Source organism: Arenimonas terrae (assembly GCF_006265115.1).
GTDB lineage: Bacteria > Pseudomonadota > Gammaproteobacteria > Xanthomonadales > Xanthomonadaceae > Arenimonas > Arenimonas terrae.
Genome location: NZ_SMDR01000003.1, coordinates 290,522 through 310,046 on the forward strand (window position 1 = coordinate 290,522; position 19,525 = coordinate 310,046).

8 protein-coding genes are annotated in these 19,525 nt (G+C 63.8%); all 8 read right to left on the reverse strand.

From position 1 onward, the window contains the following. Positions 1-80 precede the first annotated feature (80 nt). Positions 81-1,730 (reverse strand): TolB family protein, encoded by a 1,650-nt coding sequence (locus E1B00_RS13050; RefSeq protein ID WP_220396292.1) that lies wholly within the window; start codon positions 1,728-1,730, stop codon positions 81-83. Positions 1,731-1,809: 79 nt separating this feature from the next. Further along, positions 1,810-2,376 (reverse strand): winged helix-turn-helix domain-containing protein, encoded by a 567-nt coding sequence (locus E1B00_RS13055; RefSeq protein WP_139449473.1) that lies wholly within the window; start codon positions 2,374-2,376, stop codon positions 1,810-1,812. A gap of 176 nt (positions 2,377-2,552) precedes the next feature. Then, positions 2,553-2,927: a hypothetical protein gene (locus tag E1B00_RS13060; RefSeq protein ID WP_139449475.1), complete on the reverse strand. Its 375-nt coding sequence runs from the start codon at positions 2,925-2,927 to the stop codon at positions 2,553-2,555. Between the two features lie 3 nt (positions 2,928-2,930). Then, positions 2,931-3,497 carry a tetratricopeptide repeat protein gene (locus E1B00_RS13065; protein ID WP_139449476.1) on the reverse strand — a complete coding sequence of 189 codons (567 nt, stop codon included), beginning with the start codon at positions 3,495-3,497 and terminating at the stop codon, positions 2,931-2,933. Between the two features lie 130 nt (positions 3,498-3,627). Beyond that, complete coding sequence (locus E1B00_RS13070; protein WP_139449478.1) at positions 3,628-17,592, reverse strand: putative Ig domain-containing protein; 13,965 nt, start codon at positions 17,590-17,592, stop codon at positions 3,628-3,630. Positions 17,593-17,749: 157 nt separating this feature from the next. Then, positions 17,750-18,424, reverse strand: a complete 675-nt coding sequence (locus tag E1B00_RS13075) for a sigma-70 family RNA polymerase sigma factor (protein ID WP_139449480.1) — start codon at positions 18,422-18,424, stop codon at positions 17,750-17,752. A gap of 4 nt (positions 18,425-18,428) precedes the next feature. Then, positions 18,429-19,178 (reverse strand): flagellar type III secretion system pore protein FliP, encoded by a 750-nt coding sequence (fliP, locus tag E1B00_RS13080; RefSeq protein WP_139449482.1) that lies wholly within the window; start codon positions 19,176-19,178, stop codon positions 18,429-18,431. Continuing rightward, the gene (locus E1B00_RS13085; RefSeq protein ID WP_139449484.1) at positions 19,168-19,518 is read right to left on the reverse strand and encodes a hypothetical protein; all 351 of its coding nucleotides are present in this window, start codon (positions 19,516-19,518) and stop codon (positions 19,168-19,170) included. Before E1B00_RS13085 ends, fliP begins: the two co-directional genes overlap by 11 nt. Positions 19,519-19,525: the final 7 nt, after the last annotated feature.

The following is a 19,525-nucleotide window of genomic DNA, read 5'->3' on the forward strand; positions in this document are numbered from 1 at the left end:
CGCTCCATCAAAGATGGTGGCTGGTCGCCGATCAACCGCCGCAGGACACGCCGGCAGACAGCGATTCGCGCGCCCCGACATCAGTCATTGGTCACCCGGTAGAGCGCGCGCTCCTTCGCGATATTCTCTGCCGACAGGTAACCGATGTCGTGGGCTGAGTACTCAATCGTGGTTACGTAAAGCTCCCTTCCGACAGGATCGAAGGCGACCCCGTCCACGTGCATGGGTGCCGTCGCGCCTGCGCAGGTTCCCCGCTGCACGCCCGCTTCGCCGTCAGCTCGTCGGGCGACCGGTCGCCAGTACCAAGTGCAGCCTTCCTGACTATCGAGCAGCCAGACACCGTCTGATGTCGCCACTAGACTCTTTAACCGGCCGTTGCCACGCTGCCGCAGCCTGTCCACCTGAGCCAGGTTTCCGAGGTCGAGATCGGCCTCCCAGATTTCCTGTTTCGAGCGCAACATCAAGAGGATCCTGGCGCCGAGCGGATCGGCAACCGCCACCGCGACGTCGTCGTCGACCTGCCCCAACAGGCGCCACGGCTGGGTCGTCCGGTCATACAGCATCAAGCCCAGTCGACCGCCGCCTCGGGTGACGACGACCAATATGCGGTCCTGGTTTGGGTGGTAGGCAGCATAGGTCGGCTCGCCTTCAGGGACAGGCAGGCGGACGATGCGGCCGCTGCGCGGCTCGATCTCGTAAAGCCCGTCGCCCTCCGGACCCCGGCCGGTGACCAGGACACGCTCGGATGACGGCTGCCATGCCGGGGCGAAGCGCTGGTTGGGCGTGAAATCCTCCAGCGGCCGCAGAGAGTCGGCGTTCCCGCGTTCGGCCCACCACAGCCTCGGACTCCCGGTGCGGTCGGAAACGAACATGAGCTGTCCACCGTCGGGCGATATGGAGGGAAGTCGGTTAGAGCGCGTCGACTCGTGCACCATCGCCGCCGCCGCATACGCCTCCTCGCCCTTCGACAACGACAGCCGGCGCATGGACGTCCGCCCGTCCTCCACCTGGAACGCGACTGCACCGCTGACGAAGGCAGTGCTGGGGTACTCGAAGTTGCTGCCGTGCAGCGGGTAGTCCTCGATCAGGCCGGTCTCGGCGTCGAGCCTGGACAGGACCTTCCGGCCCCCCGCCTCACGCGACAGCACCAGCGTGCGGCTGTCGGGCAGCCACGCCAGCCCGAAGAAATTGCTGCGCAGGTGGGTCAACCGCTCGGGAGTTCCGCCGCCGGCGGGAACGCGCCAGATGTCGCCCAAAGCGGTGTTGCGATGAAAAGCGATCCACCGGCCATCGGGCGATACCGCAGGCTCGCTGTCCAGGTCCGCCGGCGCCCGCTCGTAGTCCAGCGGCATCCAGCGGCCTACGTCCAGGCTCATCACATGGAGCGCACTGCCGGCATCCTGGCCCGCATTGGCCCCGCCGATCGCGGTCGGGCGGCCGACGCCGACCAGCGCCTTTCCGTCGGGCATCCACGCGATCATGTGCATCTGCCCGTCCAGGCACTTGCCCACTTCGCGCTCGTTGCCGCCGGCCACCGGCACCAGCAGGACCCGGCAGCCCGCTTCGTCCATGCGCAGGAAGGCAATCTGCCGCCCGTCCGGCGACCACATCGGCATAAGGTCGGACCGACCTCGCCGGATCCCGGTTAACGGTCTCGCCGTCAGCGGCGACGCTGTCTGGATGAAGACGGCCGAACCCTCGGTGTCGGGCAACATGCGGACGAACGCCACCAGCGATCCGTCCGGGGATAGGCTAGGCGCATATTCAGCTGCCAGCGACGACACGATGCGCTGGTAGGGCTCCAGCCCATCACTGAGGCGTCCGGCCCGCGCGGGGACTACCTCGAAAGAAGGGTTCGGCGCGAACTTCCACGCTGCGACGACCGCCAGAACCACGAGTGCGGCGAAAGCCGCCCAGCGCCACGGAGTGCGGCGCGGCGGCGGAACGGGCACATCGGCCAGGGCGTCCGGAGGAAGCGTGGTCCCTGGGGGAGCGCGGCGCGGACGGCGCGTCGGCATCCCCTGACAGCACCCACTCCACCGGCGCGACCAGGCGGTAGCCGTGCTTGGATATCGTTTCAATATAGGCGCGCGAAGCGAAGGCTTTGCGCAGCAGCGCGATCGCCTGGGTTAGCACTTCCTCGTTCGGCAGTGTGTCGGGCCAGACCCGTTCCATGAGCGTTTCCCGGCTGACCACCTGGCCGGCATGGGCGATCATGACCAACAGCACACCCTGCGCCTTGAGCGTGATGCGGACGGGTTCGCCGCTCCCATCGGCGGATGCAATCTCGCGTATGGGCAGGTCGACGAGATGGTCGCCGACCCTTACGCGGTCCGATGGCCGCTGGGCGATAAGTAACTTGTGCGAATTGAGCATTGACTGCCGGCGCGTGCAGAGTTGACTCGCCGCCTCCTGGGCCACGATATCGCGCCAAGGGGTGTCCCCGGGAGGGGGTAATCTTAAGGCCAGGCAAACGTTAAACCGGACCGTTCACGCGCCGGCATTCGGCGCGTTTCACCGGAGGGGGCCGGCTGACCGGAAGGGGCTCAGCGTTAGAGGGTCGCGAGGAAGCGTTCGAACGCGGCCCGCTGTTCGGGCTGGCGGTCGATGGCGTCCGCCGCCGATTCGACCATCGACTGCCACTCAGGGTGTTCCCGGATCTCGGGGCCATACTCCCAAAGCAGCACGGTGCGGACCAGGCGCTGCCTGGCCGCCGTGATCGTGTCCCGACTGTCAGGCGCGGCGCCGACGAGCGCGGCCGCGACCGCCCGTTTCAAGGCAGGCAAGTCGTGGCGCGCGGGTGCGTCCTCCCCGTCGGCCACGACGTGCCTAGAAGCAGGTTTCGCGACCTGCGTGCGCCCGTCCGGCGGCTCGGCGAGCCGCGCCGGCAAGGCGTGCATCGGCGGCGGAACCCGGCTGATGCTCACCGCTTATTCGCCGAGTCCGTAACCCGCGATCCGCATGCGGGATGCCGGTGTGATCTGTTCGGAAGCGGCCACATCGGGAACCGACGCGCCTTTCACGAGCTGGAGCAGGTATGTGTGGAAGGCCCGCATGTCGTCGGCGATCGCCGGCAGCGGCTGCGGCAAGGCAAGGCCCTCCTCCATGTGGCGAACCGCGGCTTCCGGCTGGCCCTGCGCATACGAAGAGAGGCCGCGTGCATAGGCGGCGACGGGGTCGACGCCGTCCCGCAACGGGGCCAGGATCTCCACCACATCGGCCATCGAGCCACGCATCAGGAGAAGCTGGCCGAGCTGGAAGCGGGCGAGCACGAACCCAGGCTTCTCGTCCAGCAAGCTCCGGAGTTCGGATTCAGCGCGCTCCCCCATGCCGATCTGGGCATGCTGGGCGGCGATCAGGTATTTGGCTTCATCGTGGTCGGGCTCCCGGTCCAGCAGATCCTTTAGCAGCGCGATCGCCTCGCCGTGGCGGCGGCCGTTTATCGCATCGAGCGCCACGAAGAGCAGCTCTTCATTGTCCAGTTTGTCGTAATGCATCTTTGTCCCAAGAAAAAAGGAGCGGCCCGGACCGAGGTACTCGGGGAAGTTCTACCTCAAGCCAGGGGAAGCATTGGCCCGGGGCCGCTCTGATCCTATATCCGTTCTTGCGTGGATAAGTTTAGGTCGCCTACCGCCCGATCGTCACAGGGCGGATCATCGGATGCGACCAGTCTTGCTTGTTCCAGTCTGGCAGCACCGCGGGCGGCAATCTCAGCTTCTCCTTCAGGTTGGGCGGGGGCATCTGGGTGTCGCCGGGGACGTTCGTCCTCAGGTGGCGCACAAAACGTACCACCGGCTTGCCGACAGCGATGCCCACCTGGCCGACACCGGGCATGCCAGCCATGAATGCGCCGGTGTATTCGAGCCATTGCGGTGCCCCTGCCCGTTTCAGGTAGCTGCCGACCCGATGGGTTCGCTCAATGCCACCGCCGACATGAGCATGGAATTCGCCATATTCAGCTGCAACCTTGAAAAACCTGCCAAATTCTCCTGCCTTGCTCATCCGGTGGGCGTTGGTGATCGCCGTAGCATCGTCGTACTCGATGGATTCACCGACCGCAAGCAGTATCGACCAGCCTCCCTTGATCGTATCCGTGACCGGAACGGGCTTCTCGTCCGTGAAGAGCCCTTGGGCGGCGTCCAGAGCCGTGAGCAGCGGGAACCGTTCGCCGAACGTCGCACCGATCCATGCCGCTACTGATCCGTCGGCAACCTTGTATTCGGTCCGAGTGGTCGGCGACTGGTCGCCCAGCACGCGGCCGCCGACGTCTGTGACGACCCCAAGGATTCCGCTTGCCTTCGAAATCTTTCTAACGACGCTGAATGCCTTGGCATAGGTGTTGGTGATCTCCTGGCCTCTCCTGGCATAGTCAGCCAGTTCGCGCAAGACCTTATTCTGGAGCATCTTTGCGACATTCAGCTTGCTCTGAGCCTCGGCAAGATGGTCAAGCGCTTTCCCCGGCTCGGAGTCCGCAGCCTGAATTGCCTGTTCGGCCCATCGCATGTACTGAGCGATCTTGGGTTGGTGGTATCTCCGGAGATTGTTCGCCTGCATGCTCGCCAAATCCTCGAGACTACCCGCGAGACTGCGGCCCAACCCTCTCTTCACCAGATTGAGTACGCCGCCGGCCATGTCAGCCCCCGAATTGAGATCTGCGTACGGCACCGAACTCTCGGGTTTGCTCGGAGTCCACAAACGCGGATTGCTCTCCTGCGTGACGACGTCGAAGACCGGATCGTCCATCGCCGCTGCCTCCCTGGCGGCCGCCAGGGAACCGCGACGGACCATTTCCTTGACGCGCACTTCGTTCATGATAGCCATCGGATCTGCGTCGCCGAACTCGCTCCGCAGTTGCAAGCCGTAACCCTCCGAAGCCGCAGCGTCGGCATCTTCCGGCGCCTCTCCCGCGCCCTTTCCAATCGTTTCGAGGATGTTCTCGGTCTTCTCGATGGGCGCAACCTCCTCGTGTCGGTCACCAGCAAAGGTCTGCCCACCCATCTCCTGGACCACGCCCTTAGGCGCGGCCGGGGGTGGCGCCATCGCCTCGCGGATGGACTGGGCCAACTCATTGCCGAAGTAGTCTCCCGCGATGCCCCCGACGTAGTTGCTGGCCGCGGCCGCAAAGCTGACTTTCTCCCCGAACAGCGACTGCAGGCCGGTAGATGCGCCAGTGGTGACGGCGCCACGCAGGTGGTCGTTCGTGCCCCACGACATCACATCGGGTCGTCCGCTCGGCAGATTGTCCAGCGTATTGCCGAGCACGGTGCTGGCCGCGCTGGCCCCGAACTGGCTCCAGCTGAACTGCACGTTGCCACCGGCGATCGCCCGTCCGGCCAGATTGCCGAAGTTCTGTGCCCATACCTGGGTGAAGGACCGCGCTGCCACGCCCTGGCCCTGCGGGACACCGGAAGAAACCAGACCGGAAACAGCGCCCTGGCCGACGGCCTGTCCCCACTGGTCCCACTCCCAGGAGTCCTGCTGGCCCTGGGCGATGGCGATTCCCTGGTTCATCGCATTACCGGAGGCCGAGCCCGCCGCACCGCCCACCGCTCCGGCGATCGGTGCCGGCACGCCAACGGCCGACAGCGCCGCCGTCGTGGTCACCTGGATGGCCACGGAGATCGCCACTGCGACGGTGTTGGCGAGCAGCGCCATTTCATTGCTCATGCACTGCTCGGGCCGGATGGAAGGGGTCGGCGTGGTGTCGCCGATCACCTCTGCCGCGTTGTAGGGCCTGAACGTGTCCGCATGGTTGCGGTCGGTCGCGACGTTCGGAATCCGGTACGTCTTGCCCTCCTCCACGGTGGGCAGCGAGTCGCCGGGCCCATAGCTGAGGTTGTTGGCGTCGGCGATCAGGTACCACAGTTGCGAATCCCCGAAGACTTTGCGGGCAATACCCGCCAGCGTATCGCCGGTGTTGACCGTGTAGCTGCCTGGTACAGCGGCCGGATACGCGTCACTGATCGCGGTGTAACCATTGCTGATCCGGGTCAGGGTCACCAGATCGCCGGAACCGATCGCCGCGATCTCCTGGCCGTTGCCAAAGAAGTTGTCCAGACGGCCGGACGCCGCCGGCAGGTCTCCACCGGAGCGGCTCTCCTTCTTGGTGATGATGTTGCCTTCACCATCGTAGCTGAAGGTCTTGCGGATCGAGCGCTCGCCTTCCTCGACCGACTGTTTGATGAGACGGCCACGCGAATCGTAGTCGCTCTGGGTCGCGCTGCTGCGAGCGTTGTCGGCCGTGGAGGTCACGGTGATGCTGCTTTCCCGCTCCCCACCGAACTCCATCTGGTAGTTGTAGGTGTATGTGTTCGAGTAGTAGTCCGACGTGCCCTCACCGTGGTGACGGACATATGATTTCAGGTTCCCCGAGCCATCGTACTGGTAGCTGTTGCTGAATGACGACGCGGCGGCGTCAACGTCGCGCCCCAGGTTCTTGTAAGCCGTCACACGCCGGTCGAACAGACGCCCGTCATTGTGATAAGTGTTCTCCGTGAACGTCTTGCGGACGCCTTGCTCGAAGGTGGTCTGGCTCCTGAGCCTGCCACGGTCGTCGTGGGTCTGCTGCAGGACCATGGTCTCCGGAGAGTCGCCGTCCTCACCCTCGCGGATGACTTTTTCGGTGATGACCGTCACGTGTCCCAGATCGTTGTACTGATACTTGTGCACCACTTGGTCGCGGTATACGTAAGGCGTTCCGCCGCCGGGCGGGATGCCTCCGCTGCGATTGCGCCACTGGTCTGTGGCCTGGCTGCGGCGCCCCAGGGCGTCGTAGTGGACATAGGTGCCGTAGCGCGAGTCCTGCCCGGGGGCCGCGAGTTCACTGCCGGTCATCCGGCCTTCGCGGTCGTAGGTGTACCAGTGGTCGCTGCCCGCCGCGCTACCACCGGCCCGGACGTATTGGGCCTGGACGCGACGGCGATTGCCGAGTTCGTCGTACTGGTAAGTGACCGAATTGAGTTGTGCGCTGCCCGGGCCCGCGCTGGCGGTCACGGTGGCCACGCGACCCTGATCGTCGTAGGTGGTCCGTGTGACGCGTGCCGGGTCGGCGAGGGAGCGCTGCTTGACCTCCCACCTGCGCTCCTCGTAGTTGAAGACCTTGTAGTCCTCCTCGCCGGTACGGCTGAAGCTCTCCTTCTGGCGCTGCCCGGTCGCGGAATATTCGTACTCGACCGTATCGGTGGCACTGAAGTAATCCGCTCCGCCCTCGTTGCCGCGGACGCCCTCGCTATAGACGTCGACGATCGACCTGACCAGCCCGTTGGCATGATAGGTATAGGTCCGGCTTCCGGCCTGGCCGCTGTATGTCTCCTTCTTCACGAGACCGAAATCGTTGTACTCGTAGGTCGTCTGCTGGTTGCCCACCGTACTGCTCAACAGCCGCCCTGCCTGGAAGTCGGCGTAACTGTAGGCCCAGGTCTGGAACGATCCATTGCCGGCCGTTGTCTTCGTCCGGTTCCCGTGCTGATCGTACTCATGGGTGGTGGTAATGCCGGATGGATTGCGCACCGAGACGACCTGGTTGCGTCCATCGTGGATGGTAAACGTCCAGGCGCCGTAGCCATCGGCAAACTCGGCGGTAGCGTAACGGCGGTTCGCCTGATCGTAACGGTGCTCGATCAACTTGACCGCGGTCCCCACATGGCCGGCGTTCCGGCTGTCGTAGGCGACCGTGGTGCCGTTGCTCAGCGCCTGTCGCAGGATGCTCCGGCTGAGCATGTTCCCGTTATTGTCGTAGGCGTCCAGGAAAACCGTCCCCAGCGCATTGCGCGTGCCAACACGGTTGCCGTGCGCGTCATAGGCATACTCCGTCCGGATTCCGCGGCGTTGGCTACTGGTGACGTCCGTGACGTCGGTGGCGTCGTTCTCCGCGACCAACTGGCCGATCTCGTCGTACTCCCGGGTTCGCTTGCGCAGCTCGACCTTCTCCACAGGCCCTGTGTTGTAGTCGTCCGCCCAATCGAGCTCTTGCACCGCGCGGCCGGCGATGTCGTAGCGGATCTCGTGGGTGACGTTCACGCTGTAAGTGCTGCCGTCCGAGCGCGTCGCCGAGACCGTGGGCAGCCGCTCTTCGATGAGCTGGTTGTCGGCGTTGTACAGGTACTCCGCATAGGTCTTCTGCCCGGAGTTCCACTGTCCCGTATGGTCGATATAGGAACCCTGCTCGCGACGCGTGACGTTGCCCCAACGGTCATAGCTCTGCGTCGTGATGGGTGTCACGAGCTCGGTCCGGTTCCGGTCCGTTCCGTAGGGGTACAGCGCACTGAACATAGGAAGGCGCTGGAACACGGCACGGCCCATAATGTCGTAGCCGGTTTCGGTGACGCGTGTGACAGTTCCGTCGGCGGTGCTGTTGTTTCCGCGCTGCTCCGTGCGGGATACGAGGCCGGCCAAGTTGTAGAAGAACCGCGTCTCCCCGTCCGCAGCGCGCTGACTGATGCGCAGCCCCGCGCGGTTGTAGCCGTACTCAGCAACCTTCACGTAGGCCAGAGCCGAGGACGCGCTCAGGGAGTTTCCGGAGATATGGCCGGTTTCAACCATATCTCCGAATACGTCGAACTTGTTGCGCTGGCCGCTCTTCTTCGCTGCGCCAGCGGCGTCGGTGTAGTGGTCGAGAACCTCGGTCTGACGGCCCAACAGGTCGTATGTGTAGGTGCGGTACAAGCTGGAGGTCGACGGCGCCCAGTCGCCGACATCGATCAGCAGGTTCTGCGCCTCACTAAGCACGCGGCCCGCATGGTCGTAGGTGTAGTACCTCTCGTTGCCGGCCGCATCGATCCGCGTGGTGACGTTACCCGCCACGTCGAACTGCTGGATCATGGTTCTGACCTGCACCGCGGACGCGGTCGCTACTTCGCGGACCTGCTTCAGCACACGACCGAAGGCGTCATGCGTGAAGGTCGTGATCGGGGACGAAGTCTGCTGGTTCCGGAAAGGGTCCGCGCCCGAGCCCGCGACCGTACGCGTGGGTTCGATCACCTTCACTACGTGCCCGGTGGCGCCGTAAAGGTAAGTCGTGGTGTTCCCCAGCGCGTCGGTGTCGGTCAGGACCTTGCCGACGCCATCGTAGGTGAGTGTCTGGACGGTCGTCCCCACGTCACGCGCGTTGCTGATCTGAGCATGGCCCGTCCCTGACTTAACGCTGTATGTCAGGCCAAAGCGCTGCACTGCGATCCGCTGGTTTCGTGCGTCGTAGACGAAGCCGGTGATCCGGTCCCCTGATGAAGGCCATGGATTACGCGGTGGAATCAGCGAGCTGGGCCGGTCTCCGTCACCGTCCTCGCCGTCGTCGTGGGGCAGCCCGCCCTCGCCGGAACTGGCGTATTCGATTACCTCGACTAGGTTGCCAACCGCGTCGTAGCGGCGGGCGGTGTGATACCCACTCGGCTCGTCGCCTTCGGCTCCCGGTTGGCCGTAGTCGGTGACCGTCAGGGTTTCGCGACCTACGGTGTCGTAGTAGTGCCAGCTCCCCATCCAGCGGGTCGTGTCGATCTGGGTTTCCTGGCGATGGATTTCGCCGAACGCGTTGTACTTGAAGCGTGTCCTTGCAGATGCGGTGACAGGGGCGCCTGACGGATTGGTGATCGGGTTGGTGGCGCTGAAGTAGTAGCCGGCCTCGGGACCAACGATCTCCAGGCGGCGGCCCTGCTGGTCGTAGCTGGTCGTCGTGGTCCGGGTCAGGGTGTCGCTGGCAATCTTTGCGGCTACATCAGCGGCACTCCAGTAGCCGCTGGCAGGCAAAGTGCCCGCCATAGGAATGGAGTGCCTGCTCACGGACTTCTGCTCACCGAACGCGGTGTAGGTGAAGGCGGTCACCTGGTTCAGTTCGTTCACCTGATGGCTCAGGCGGCCCAGAGCGTCGTAGGTCTGGTAGCTATAGGAGAAAGCGTTCACCCCGATACGAACCTTGTTGCGGACCGCATGCCCCAAGGCGTCATAGGTGACTTCGGTGGTACGCTGGTAGCGACCGGCCGCCGAGGTCTTCCAGACCGCCCCGGTGTTAGGGTCATACCAGCCGGGTTCGGTGACCTTAAACTGGCGCCCAACCCGGTCGTATTCGTAGGACGTCACTCGCGCATCGACGGTGTTGAAGGCCTCATGGCGCTTGGTCACGTTTCCGAAAACGTCGTGCTCGATCAAAGTTGTCATGCGCTGCAAGCTCGGCGTGGCCTGATTGCTCAACTGCACCATCGCCTGCGGCTCGATCTGCCTCACCAGGCGCCCAACGCGGTCGAATATGTAGTCCCACGTGTTGCCGTTCTTGTTCGTATAGGAGATGGCATTGCCAAGCGCGTTGTAGCTCCAGCTTTCGCTCTTGCCCAAGGCATCGGTTTTCCCAACGACCTGACCGATGGCGTTGTAGGAGATCTTTTCGCCCCGCGTCACTCCGTCGCCGACATGGCGGCCGCCTCGACGGGCAGCCAGACTGGCTTCGGTCCAGGAGATGCTCTTGTCGACCAGGAAAGCGTACTGCCGGGTTTCCTTGGGCCGGCCATTGCCGTCGTAGATCGTCTCCGAAAGTCCACCGTCGGCGGCGATCACGAAGCGCTGCCGGCCCGCGCTGTCATAAACCATTTCGGTGCTGCGGTCCTGGGAGGATGGTACGATCGCAGCCTCGATAGCCTCGCGGGTATAGCCTGCAAGGGCGCCCACCTCGGTTGCGTATGCGGTTTGCCGAACGATTTGGCCGAGCGCATCGTAGCTGCGAGCGACCACCGAGTGCCTGATGACGCCATCGGCGTCGTAGCCGCTGACGACGACGCTATAGATTTCCCGTCCTGCGTTGTCGAACACCTTGGCACTACGGCGGTCATTGTTCGAAACAACCACCTTCAAGTCGATGGCCGCGCTGGTATAGCTGCTCAGCGACCCAACGGGAGTTGTGTAGGCGACGTCCATGACCACGCGACCCAGAGCGTCGGTTTCCTGGCGGCGCACCAGATGCTGGGTTGCGACGCCACCTACGCTGGCGAGAACCTTGATGCTGTAGCGAAGCCGCCCGGCCGTGTCGTACGTAAAGCGCGACACCTGGTTTAGGTCGTTGGTGCGATTGACGGCTCCGCTGATGACGCTTTCGGAGAACGTCGTCAGCGTGGGGCGTGTTTCGTACGCTATCCGGGCAGTTACCCGGCCCGCGTCGTCGTACACGGTCTCGGAGACGCTGCCCAGTGCGTCGACGACGAACCGCAAGCGGTTGCTGGCGTCGTAGGCGTAGCGCGTGCGCTGGATGTACCGCAGCGTGCTTTCCGCCCCGTAGCCGAGTTCTTCCAGTTCGCTGGCTACTTCGGCAGCGGAGATTCCGCCCGATTCGATGGTGCTGAAACGGTCTTCGATCAGGTATTTGTCGTAGCGCCGGCGCTCGATGATGTTGCCGTTCGCGTCGGGTATATTTTCGGTGATCGTCCAGTTTCCACCTACAGCGGCCTGCAACGTGAATCGCAGACGGCCATCCGCGTCGTAGACGTTCGCCACACGCTGATCGGAGCCGTTAGTGGACGGAGGGACGATACCTATGACGTCCCCGAAAGCTGCAACAGCAGTGGTGGCCAGCCAGCGGCGGACCTGGACTACACGATCATTGGCATCGTATTGAGTCTGTACTACTTCACCCAAAGCGTTGATCGTCTGCACCTGCCGGCCGGCGGCGTCGTAGACGAACCAAGTGCTATGGCCCATCGCATCGATGGTCCGGCTGACTCGGCCAGCGGTGTCGTAGCGGTACTCCGTCGCCAGGTCACGGACGGAGACCTGTCCATTGGCCAACTGCTCGCGCAGCTCGACGACCGTACGAACCCGGCGGCCAAGGTTGTCGAATTCGTAGCGGGTGACCTGCTGGGAGGAATCGGACACGGTGCCACGTTCCACCCTGATGGTGTTCCCAGCACCGTCGAAACTGTAGCCAGTGCGCAACTTCAGGCCATCCGGGTCGACAATGGATGCGATCAGCCTCCCGTTCCTATCGTACTCGTAGTCCGTGATCAGCGCTGAGCTGGTACCAGCGCCTTCGGTGACTCTGATCTGGCGGCCGACGCCGTTGAACGCATAGGTGGTGCGTAGATTCAGCCCGGTCGGGTCGACAATCCGCTCGATGATTCTATTGACGGCATCGTAGCCGATGGTCGTCTTGATGCCGGTAGCGTCGACAGTCTCCTTGAGGCGACCGGAGTTGTCGTAGCCGTTCTGCGTGACCAGGCGCTCATTGGCGTCCTTGACGGATTTGAGCATCCCGTTCTTGTCGTAGCTGTAGGTGGTCTTGCCGCCGCGTCCGTCGATGACCTCATGGATCTCGCCGTGACGGTTGCGGCGGGTCACCACCTCGACCCCTTCCGGGGTCTTGACCGTCATCGATCGGCCGGCCTCGTCATAGGTATAGGAGGTCGTTTTTCCGGACGCGTCGGTAGTCTTCCACGCGCGCCCGAAGGCGTCGTACTCGACCTGGGTAACTCGCTCCAACGGCGCCTTGGTGACGACGATCCGCCCGCCGTGGTCGTAGCGGTACGTGGTGGCCTTGCCGCTCCCGTCGATTGTCTCGAGAACGCGTCCGAACGCGTCGTAGTGCGTGCGGCTGTTCTGGTTCAATCCACCGATATCGCCCGTTCTGAGCAGCAAGTCGCCGCGCAGGCTGTAGCCATAGCGGGTGACCGATTCCCGCCCGGTGGTTATCGTATGGGTTTGGGTCTCCAGCTGGCCGTGGTCGGTATAGGTGCTCTTGACGATGTTCCCGACGCCATCCTTCTGATGCGTCAGCAGGCCGCGGCGATCGTACTCGTACGAGACCGTTTCATCCTTGTTGGCGTTCGGGACCAGCATTTGCCGGAACGCTCCTTCCGCCAGGCCGCCGGCGAGAGTGGCAAGCTGCGCGGTCGTGAGGACCTTGTCGTACCTTCGGGTCGATTCGATCTGCCCATAGCTGTTGTAGTTGGTTTCGCTCACCTCGCCGGCGGCGTTAACCGTATGGGTTAGGCGGTCCTCGCGATCGTAGTAGAAGAAGGTCGCCTTTCCGTTGGCATCGACGGCCTTCACGCGGCGGCCAGCGACGTCGAATTCGTAGCGCATCCCATAGCTGGCGATCGCCGCGTCGATCTGGCCTTGGGTGGCTTCGGCTGCGAGAGTCGCGTCGCCAACGCCGCCCAACGTGCCGGTGACCTCGTCGAAGGCGTTGTAGCGGATCCGCTGCGCGCGCTGATCGGCGTGCCCTTCCGCCGTGATCTTCCGAACAAGCCGCCCGGAGGCATCATAGACGTCCCGGCTGACACTCCCATCCACGTCGGTACGGGTGCTGACGCGGCCGAAGCCGTCATACGCGATAGTGCTGATGCGCGACTCCCCGGCCCGCTGGCGCAGGGACTCGAGCGTGTCGTCGGCACCCACGACCAAAGGATTCAGGTAGCGAATGCTTTTCTGGGTATTGTCGTGAGCGTCGTAGACGGTCTCGGTAAGGAATCCTCGTTCGTCTACCGTCCAGGCCACCCGGCCCTGACCGTCATAGTAGATCCGGCTGCGGTCGGCCGACAGATTCGTCGGACGCAGGCCTGCCAGTGGATCGAGGTCTTCGAGCGCTTGCACCGCACCCGGATCGGTGGCCGTCGAAGTCGCCCCGAGCCCGGCTCGGGCAGGGCCAGCTTCGGAGACGCTGAACGGACTGGTACCGCCGCCGCTCGCGATGTACAGCGTGAACGTGACGACGATGCTCGCCCCCCTGGAGTCAGTCACGGTAACAGAGATGCTCTTGTTGCCGCCGCCTGGCGCGGTGCCGATCAGCTGTCGGCCGTCGGCGCTAACATGCAGCCACGTCGGCCGCCCGGTGTAGCTGAAGCTCAAGCTGTCGCCGTTTGGGTCGTAGAAGTGCGCCCCTACATCGATGTCGACAATGTTGCTTTCGGAAAGGTCGACATAGGTATTTAGGTTTCCGACGTAAACTGGTGCGACGTTGAGAAGGCGTAGATGCACCGTCTGCACGATGCTCGCGCCGTGCGGATCGCTCACCCGCACCTGCCAGGTGAAGTCTCCTACCGACATCGGTCGACCGCTCACGGTGCCGGTGGCGGCGTTGAAGACAAGTCCCGGCGGCAGGGCGCCTATCAGCATGAAACTAAGCGGCTCGCCTTCGGGATCCATCGGCGGCGGGGTGCTCTCGGAGATGTGGGAGCCCGCCGAGTAAGTGCCTAGATAGCGAATGGGTGCCGGAATGCCCAGGTCGGGATTGCCCCAGTTGTTTCCGTAAGGGCTGCTGTTCTTGACGGTGATGGTGAACGCTGTCCGAACTTCCTCTCCGGAAGGGTCCTTCGCCACCAACACGACCGAATGAGCCCCCGGCGCTGTCGGCCGACCAGTGATCTCACGGGTCGTCCGATTGAACGAAAGGCCCGGGGGAAGGGCAATCTCTTGGTACGAGAGCACTTGCCCTTCGGGGTCCGTGGCTACCGGGACGAAGAACGAGTAGGGCGTATTGACGCGGCCGTCGGGCACGGTGCCCGGCGCGATGCCGCCCCAGCTCGGGCCACTGTTGGTGACGGAGACCACGAAGGTGCGTTCGGTGAATCCGCCATGAGGATCGGTGACACGCGCTGTGATCACGTACCGACCCGCCATCGTCGGTACCCCAGTCAGCTTGCGCTCGCCAGCGATGAAACTCATGCCAGGAGGGATCAGACTCTGGTCAATCGAGTAGACAAGCTGGGGCGCACTGCTATGCGTATCGGTGGCGACCGGCAGGGTGACGGTGAATCCAGTAGCGTTGACGGCGACTACGCGATCGGAGATATCCGACCACGCGGGCGCACTATTGCCGACAGTGATCTGCACAGTCACAGTTGCCGTTTTCGGCGATGTGGGATGATTGTCGCTGACCTTCAAGACGATCGAATGGGTGCCGGCCGCAGCTGGAGCCTTGCCCTTGAGTACCAAGCCTTCGGCGTCGAAGCTCAGCCATGACGGCAGCGTGCCTACGACCGAGTAGGTAAGCCGGTCGCCATCCGGATCAAAGGCGGCTGGCAGGCGGTGTTCGAAGGTCCTGTCGCTCTCGACGGTCCGATTGGTGACGCCCAGCCAGACCAGATCGCTGGCGTTGTCGCGAGCTCCCGGCGAGTGGTAGCGCAGCGTCTCCACCAGGCGTCCGGCACCGTCAAACTTCTTCTCGGTCAGGTAGCCCAAGGCGTCGACGACACCCACCTGGAGTCCGTCGCGGTCGTAGATGTAGCGGGTGATCCGATCCCCGGTCTGCGTCCTTTCGATGCGGGACACACCATCGTACGTTGTGGTCGTAACCACGTTGGCGGCATCGGTCGTGGTCTTCAGGCGGCCCGCGGGATCGTAGGAGTACTCCGTTTTGCGGTCGTGCGCGGGATCGAGCACCACATCACTGCCGACACCGCCGAACGTCAGGCTGTTCTTGACTACTTGCCCCGTGGCCGGGTCGAACCAGCCAGTGGTGGTGGCCTTGTTACTGAACTGGACCTGCCGGACGACCTTTCCGTTGGCGTCGTAGGCCATTTCCGATACAGAACCCGCGCCGTCCACCAAGTACTGGAGCCGGCCGGCGTTGTCGTAGAAGTTGTACTGCCTGACGTCGTCCGCGATGTCGTTTGGATTCGGACCGGATGTTTCGGTCATCCGCAAACGCCCGGTGGCGTCGTAGAAGTACTTGGTGCCGCGCATTTGACTCCCATCCATCCTCACCACACCGACGAGCCTGCCGCGCGCGTCGTGAGTCTGGGTAATGGTGAGCCCGGCGCTGGTGGTGATGACGATCGAACCGGTCTTGTCGTTGTAAACCGTGGTCCGCGTGCCGCTGACATTGACAGTCGTAAGTTCGCGGCCCATTCCGTCGTAGAGCACACTGGCAAGAATCGACCGCTGATCCCTGCCGCTGCCACGTACTGCGATCCTCTGCAGAAGCTGACCGTGGCCGTCATAGACGTATTCGATCACATCCGCGGTGGCGTCCAGCACCCCGCTGCCCTGAGCATCCACCTTTGCGAAATCCGTCTGCTTGCTGAGATTTCCGCGGTAGTCATAGCTGAATGCGCTAAGCCGGACCGAAGATTTCTGCGCAGCCGTCAGTCCGCCAAGCCAGCCGTTCATTGCCGCTTCGTCCAGCGGCGCGGCGCCTACGGCGAAGCGGGCGTCAATGTAGCGGATCGTGCGCTCCAGATGGCCGTAGCCGCCTGCGTCGTAGCGATTCTCGCTTACCCGCCCCTCGGCGGTGACGACGAAGCGGAGCCGCGCGTTGTCGTCGTAGACATAACGAACCGATTCCGGCGCGCCCGGCTCGCCGCTGCCTTCGCCGTCCGGATCGGGCGTGCGGTATCGGGTCTCGACCACCATCTGGTTCTTGTCGTTGAAGAGCCGGGTGAGCGTGTTCCCCAGCGCGTCGCGTTCCAGGGTGCGATTGCCGTTGGCGTCATACCCGTAGGTCGTCGTATTGCCCAGGCTGTCTGTGACAGTTTTGACATTGTCGGCGTCGTCGTAGGTGAAGATGGTCCGAACCGCGTTTGCACCGGCGGTGGACGCCGGCGAGCGAATCTCGACCAGGCGGCTCTTGCCGTCATAGACGTAGTGCCATTCGCGACCGGCCGCATCGGTGATGCGGGTCTGCCCGGGGACGCTGTAGTTGAAGGTCTGGGTACCGCCTGCGTCCGTCACCGACCTGACGCGGTAGACGCCGGTAGTTCCGATCTGCTCGTAAGTGAAGTGCGCGTAAGCGGTTCCGGGTGCCGTGCCGTCCCCCTGCAGGATGCTTGCAACCCGGAAGCTGTCGCCATCGTAGGTGTAGCCGGTGACGTAGAACTTGCTGTCGGTGGTGTTGTCCGGTGTCAGATCTGTTTTCACCGACGTCAGCCGGCCGAGGCTGTCGTACCCGTACTCGACCTGGCGCACCGCCGCACCAAGCGCGGCCGTGACCCGGTTGGCGGAGTCCACGACCAGTGCGCGCGTCTCGACCTTGCTAAGGCGGATGTGCGAGGTGCCGGCGACGGTGACGTAGCTGAGCAGGAGCCGCTGACCGCTTCCGGCGTCGATGACCTCGCTAAGACGCTCGCCGGGGCCTTCGTACTTGTAGTCGATGCGGTTGCCGCTGGCATCGACCTGGGCCTGCAGGCGGCCGCCGGAAGCGCCGTAGCGCTCGGTCATCCGCGAAGTACCATCGGTCCACGTCCACTCGCCGGAAGCAGCATCCTTCGCAACTGTGTCGTGCGCGCCGCCACCATCGGTGCTTTGGTATTTTTGTTTAGCGGCGTTCCAGCGGTAGATCGTCTGGTTGCCGTCGCCGCCGGTGCGCACGACTGTGCTGTCGGCCGCGCCGTAGTTGCCATTGACGGCGATCCGACGCTCGCCGTCCCAGCGCCAGCCGTCGCCGTCACCGTCGTCCATGACGCCTTGGACGTTGTAGGTGCGCAGGTGGTTGAGGTCGAACCCGCGGCCGGATAGCTGCTCGTCGAGAGCCTGAAGCACCAGGTTGCCGTTTGCGGCGTTCACGTAGGCCATGCCGCCGTACTGCCCCTGGCGCCCCTGGCCGATCACGCCAGCACCGCCCAGGGTGTTCAGCGATGTATTGAACAGACCAAACCCGCTACCACCGACAACAGCAACCATGAAATGCTCCGCGATCTGGGATGTATGTCACGAAACAATCCCTTCGGGAGGCCGGAAGTTTAGGTCCGCACGGGTATCGGGAAAGGTGGATGACTGCTGAAATGAGGGCGTTGCCGAGAGGCAACTGCCGTAAGGGCAAAGTCGGCATATTCGATTGCTAGCGCAGATCGCGCAACGTCGCCCGAAGTTTGATCAGTGCGTCGTGGTGAAGCTGCGATACCCGGCCCTTGGTCAGGCGCCACCGGTCCGCCATGTCGTGCAGCGGCGTCTGCCGGAAGTAGTGCTCGACGATGATCTCCTGGTGCCGAGCAGGAAGCAGGTTCACCGCGGCCCGTATCCGCGTTTCGATCTGCCGGTTGCGCGCGTAGACGAAGCCGTCGTCGGCGTCCGCTTCGCCGCCGATGGCCGATTCAAGCAGGAAGCCCAGCGATGTCGAGACGATCGAGGCGACCAGTGTCTCGAAGGCGTCCGCCGGAATGGGCCTCGCCCGGGAATCTGCCGTTTCGGCTGAAGCCGCCGGCAGCTGTGTCGAATCCTGGGCGACGCGCAGCGCGTTGAGCACCGCTCCCCGCACCCGTGATTGCGCAAAAACGCGGAATGGCACACCTCGGTCTGGGTCGTAGCGGGACATCGCCTCAAGCAGCCCGACCCGGGCGTTCTGCAGGTAGTCGTCGCGCTCGGCCTGTGGGCTCCAGTATTGGCGGTGAAGGCCCGCCCCGATGGCAGCGGCCCAACCCGAGTGGGCCTCGAATATCTGATCGCGAGCCGACCGGTCGTCGCGCCGGCGGTAGCGCTCCCAGAGCTGGACTTCGCCAGACTCCACCCCCTTCATCGCCTCATGTCCAGTAGCTGCTCAGCAGCGCCTGCGAGACCAGGATCCACCCGTCGATCAGGATGAACAGGAGGAGCTTCAGGGGCAGGCTGATGGTCGATGGGGGCACCATGATCATGCCCAGACCCATCAGCACCGCCGCTACAACCAGGTCGAGCAGCAGAAACGGCAGGAAAATGACAAAGCCGATCTGGAAGGCGGTGCGCAGTTCGCTGAACAGAAACGCCGGAACCAGATGCCCGAAAGATATGTCCTCGACGGCATTGGGCGCCGGCGCCCTCGACATCTGAAGTACGGCGGCGAGGTCGGACTCGCGGGTCTGGCCGATCATGAACCGGCGGAGCGGCGCGGCACCCCTGTCCACCGCTTCCTGGGCTGTTATCTGGTTTTCGAGGTAAGGGGTTATCGCGCCTTGGTGGATATCCTGCACCACCGGCATCATCGAGAAGTAGGTAAGGCAGATTGACAGGGTAATGATGACGCTGTTCGGCGGCGTCTGCGGCAAGCCCAGAGCATGGCGCAGCAGGGCAAGCACGATCACGATGCGCGTGAATGATGTCATCGCGATAAGCATCAACGGGATCAACGACAGCATCGTAAGGACGACGAAGTGCTTCATCGCCGGGGTGTAGTCCTGCGCCAGCAGCTGACCGGCCATATCGGCCGGAGAGGCCGCGAACACTGCTCCGGACGCGATCAGGGAAACCGATGTCAACGCCGCTGCGAGCAGGCGCCGGTTGGATTCACGCGTCATCGCCCGACTCCGCTGTGGTCCCCGGCGCACAGGCGATGTTCGCGGTCGATTCCACAACGACCTGGCGATGATTCCCATCGGAAAGTACGTAGGCGACAGTCCTGGGACTGAGCCGCAGGGAGGATTCCAATCTCAGCGTTCCCTGCGCAAGCACGCGTGGGCCCATCCAGCGCGGAAGCAGGCCCCGGCGCTTCGCCAGAAACACTGCCGCCATCGCCGCCGCCAGTAGCGCAGCGACTACCGCGAAAACGTCCATCGTCGCCTGTGCGCCTGGGCCGCCTTCGTCACGATAGGGGATGGCCGTCGCCGGGCTGAGCCCGGCCTGATCTTTGAGTGACATGCGGACC

What these genes read in the sequence shown, in the direction of transcription:
- E1B00_RS13055 (WP_139449473.1), bottom strand. Translation starts at nt 2,376, where the DNA reads ATGCTCAATTCGCACAAGTTACTTATCGCCCAGCGGCCATCGGACCGC.
- E1B00_RS13065 (WP_139449476.1), bottom strand. Translation starts at nt 3,497, where the DNA reads ATGCATTACGACAAACTGGACAATGAAGAGCTGCTCTTCGTGGCGCTC.
- E1B00_RS13070 (WP_139449478.1), bottom strand. Translation starts at nt 17,592, where the DNA reads ATGGTTGCTGTTGTCGGTGGTAGCGGGTTTGGTCTGTTCAATACATCG.
- E1B00_RS13075 (WP_139449480.1), bottom strand. Translation starts at nt 18,424, where the DNA reads ATGAAGGGGGTGGAGTCTGGCGAAGTCCAGCTCTGGGAGCGCTACCGC.
- fliP (WP_139449482.1), bottom strand. Translation starts at nt 19,178, where the DNA reads ATGACGCGTGAATCCAACCGGCGCCTGCTCGCAGCGGCGTTGACATCG.
- E1B00_RS13085 (WP_139449484.1), bottom strand. Translation starts at nt 19,518, where the DNA reads ATGTCACTCAAAGATCAGGCCGGGCTCAGCCCGGCGACGGCCATCCCC.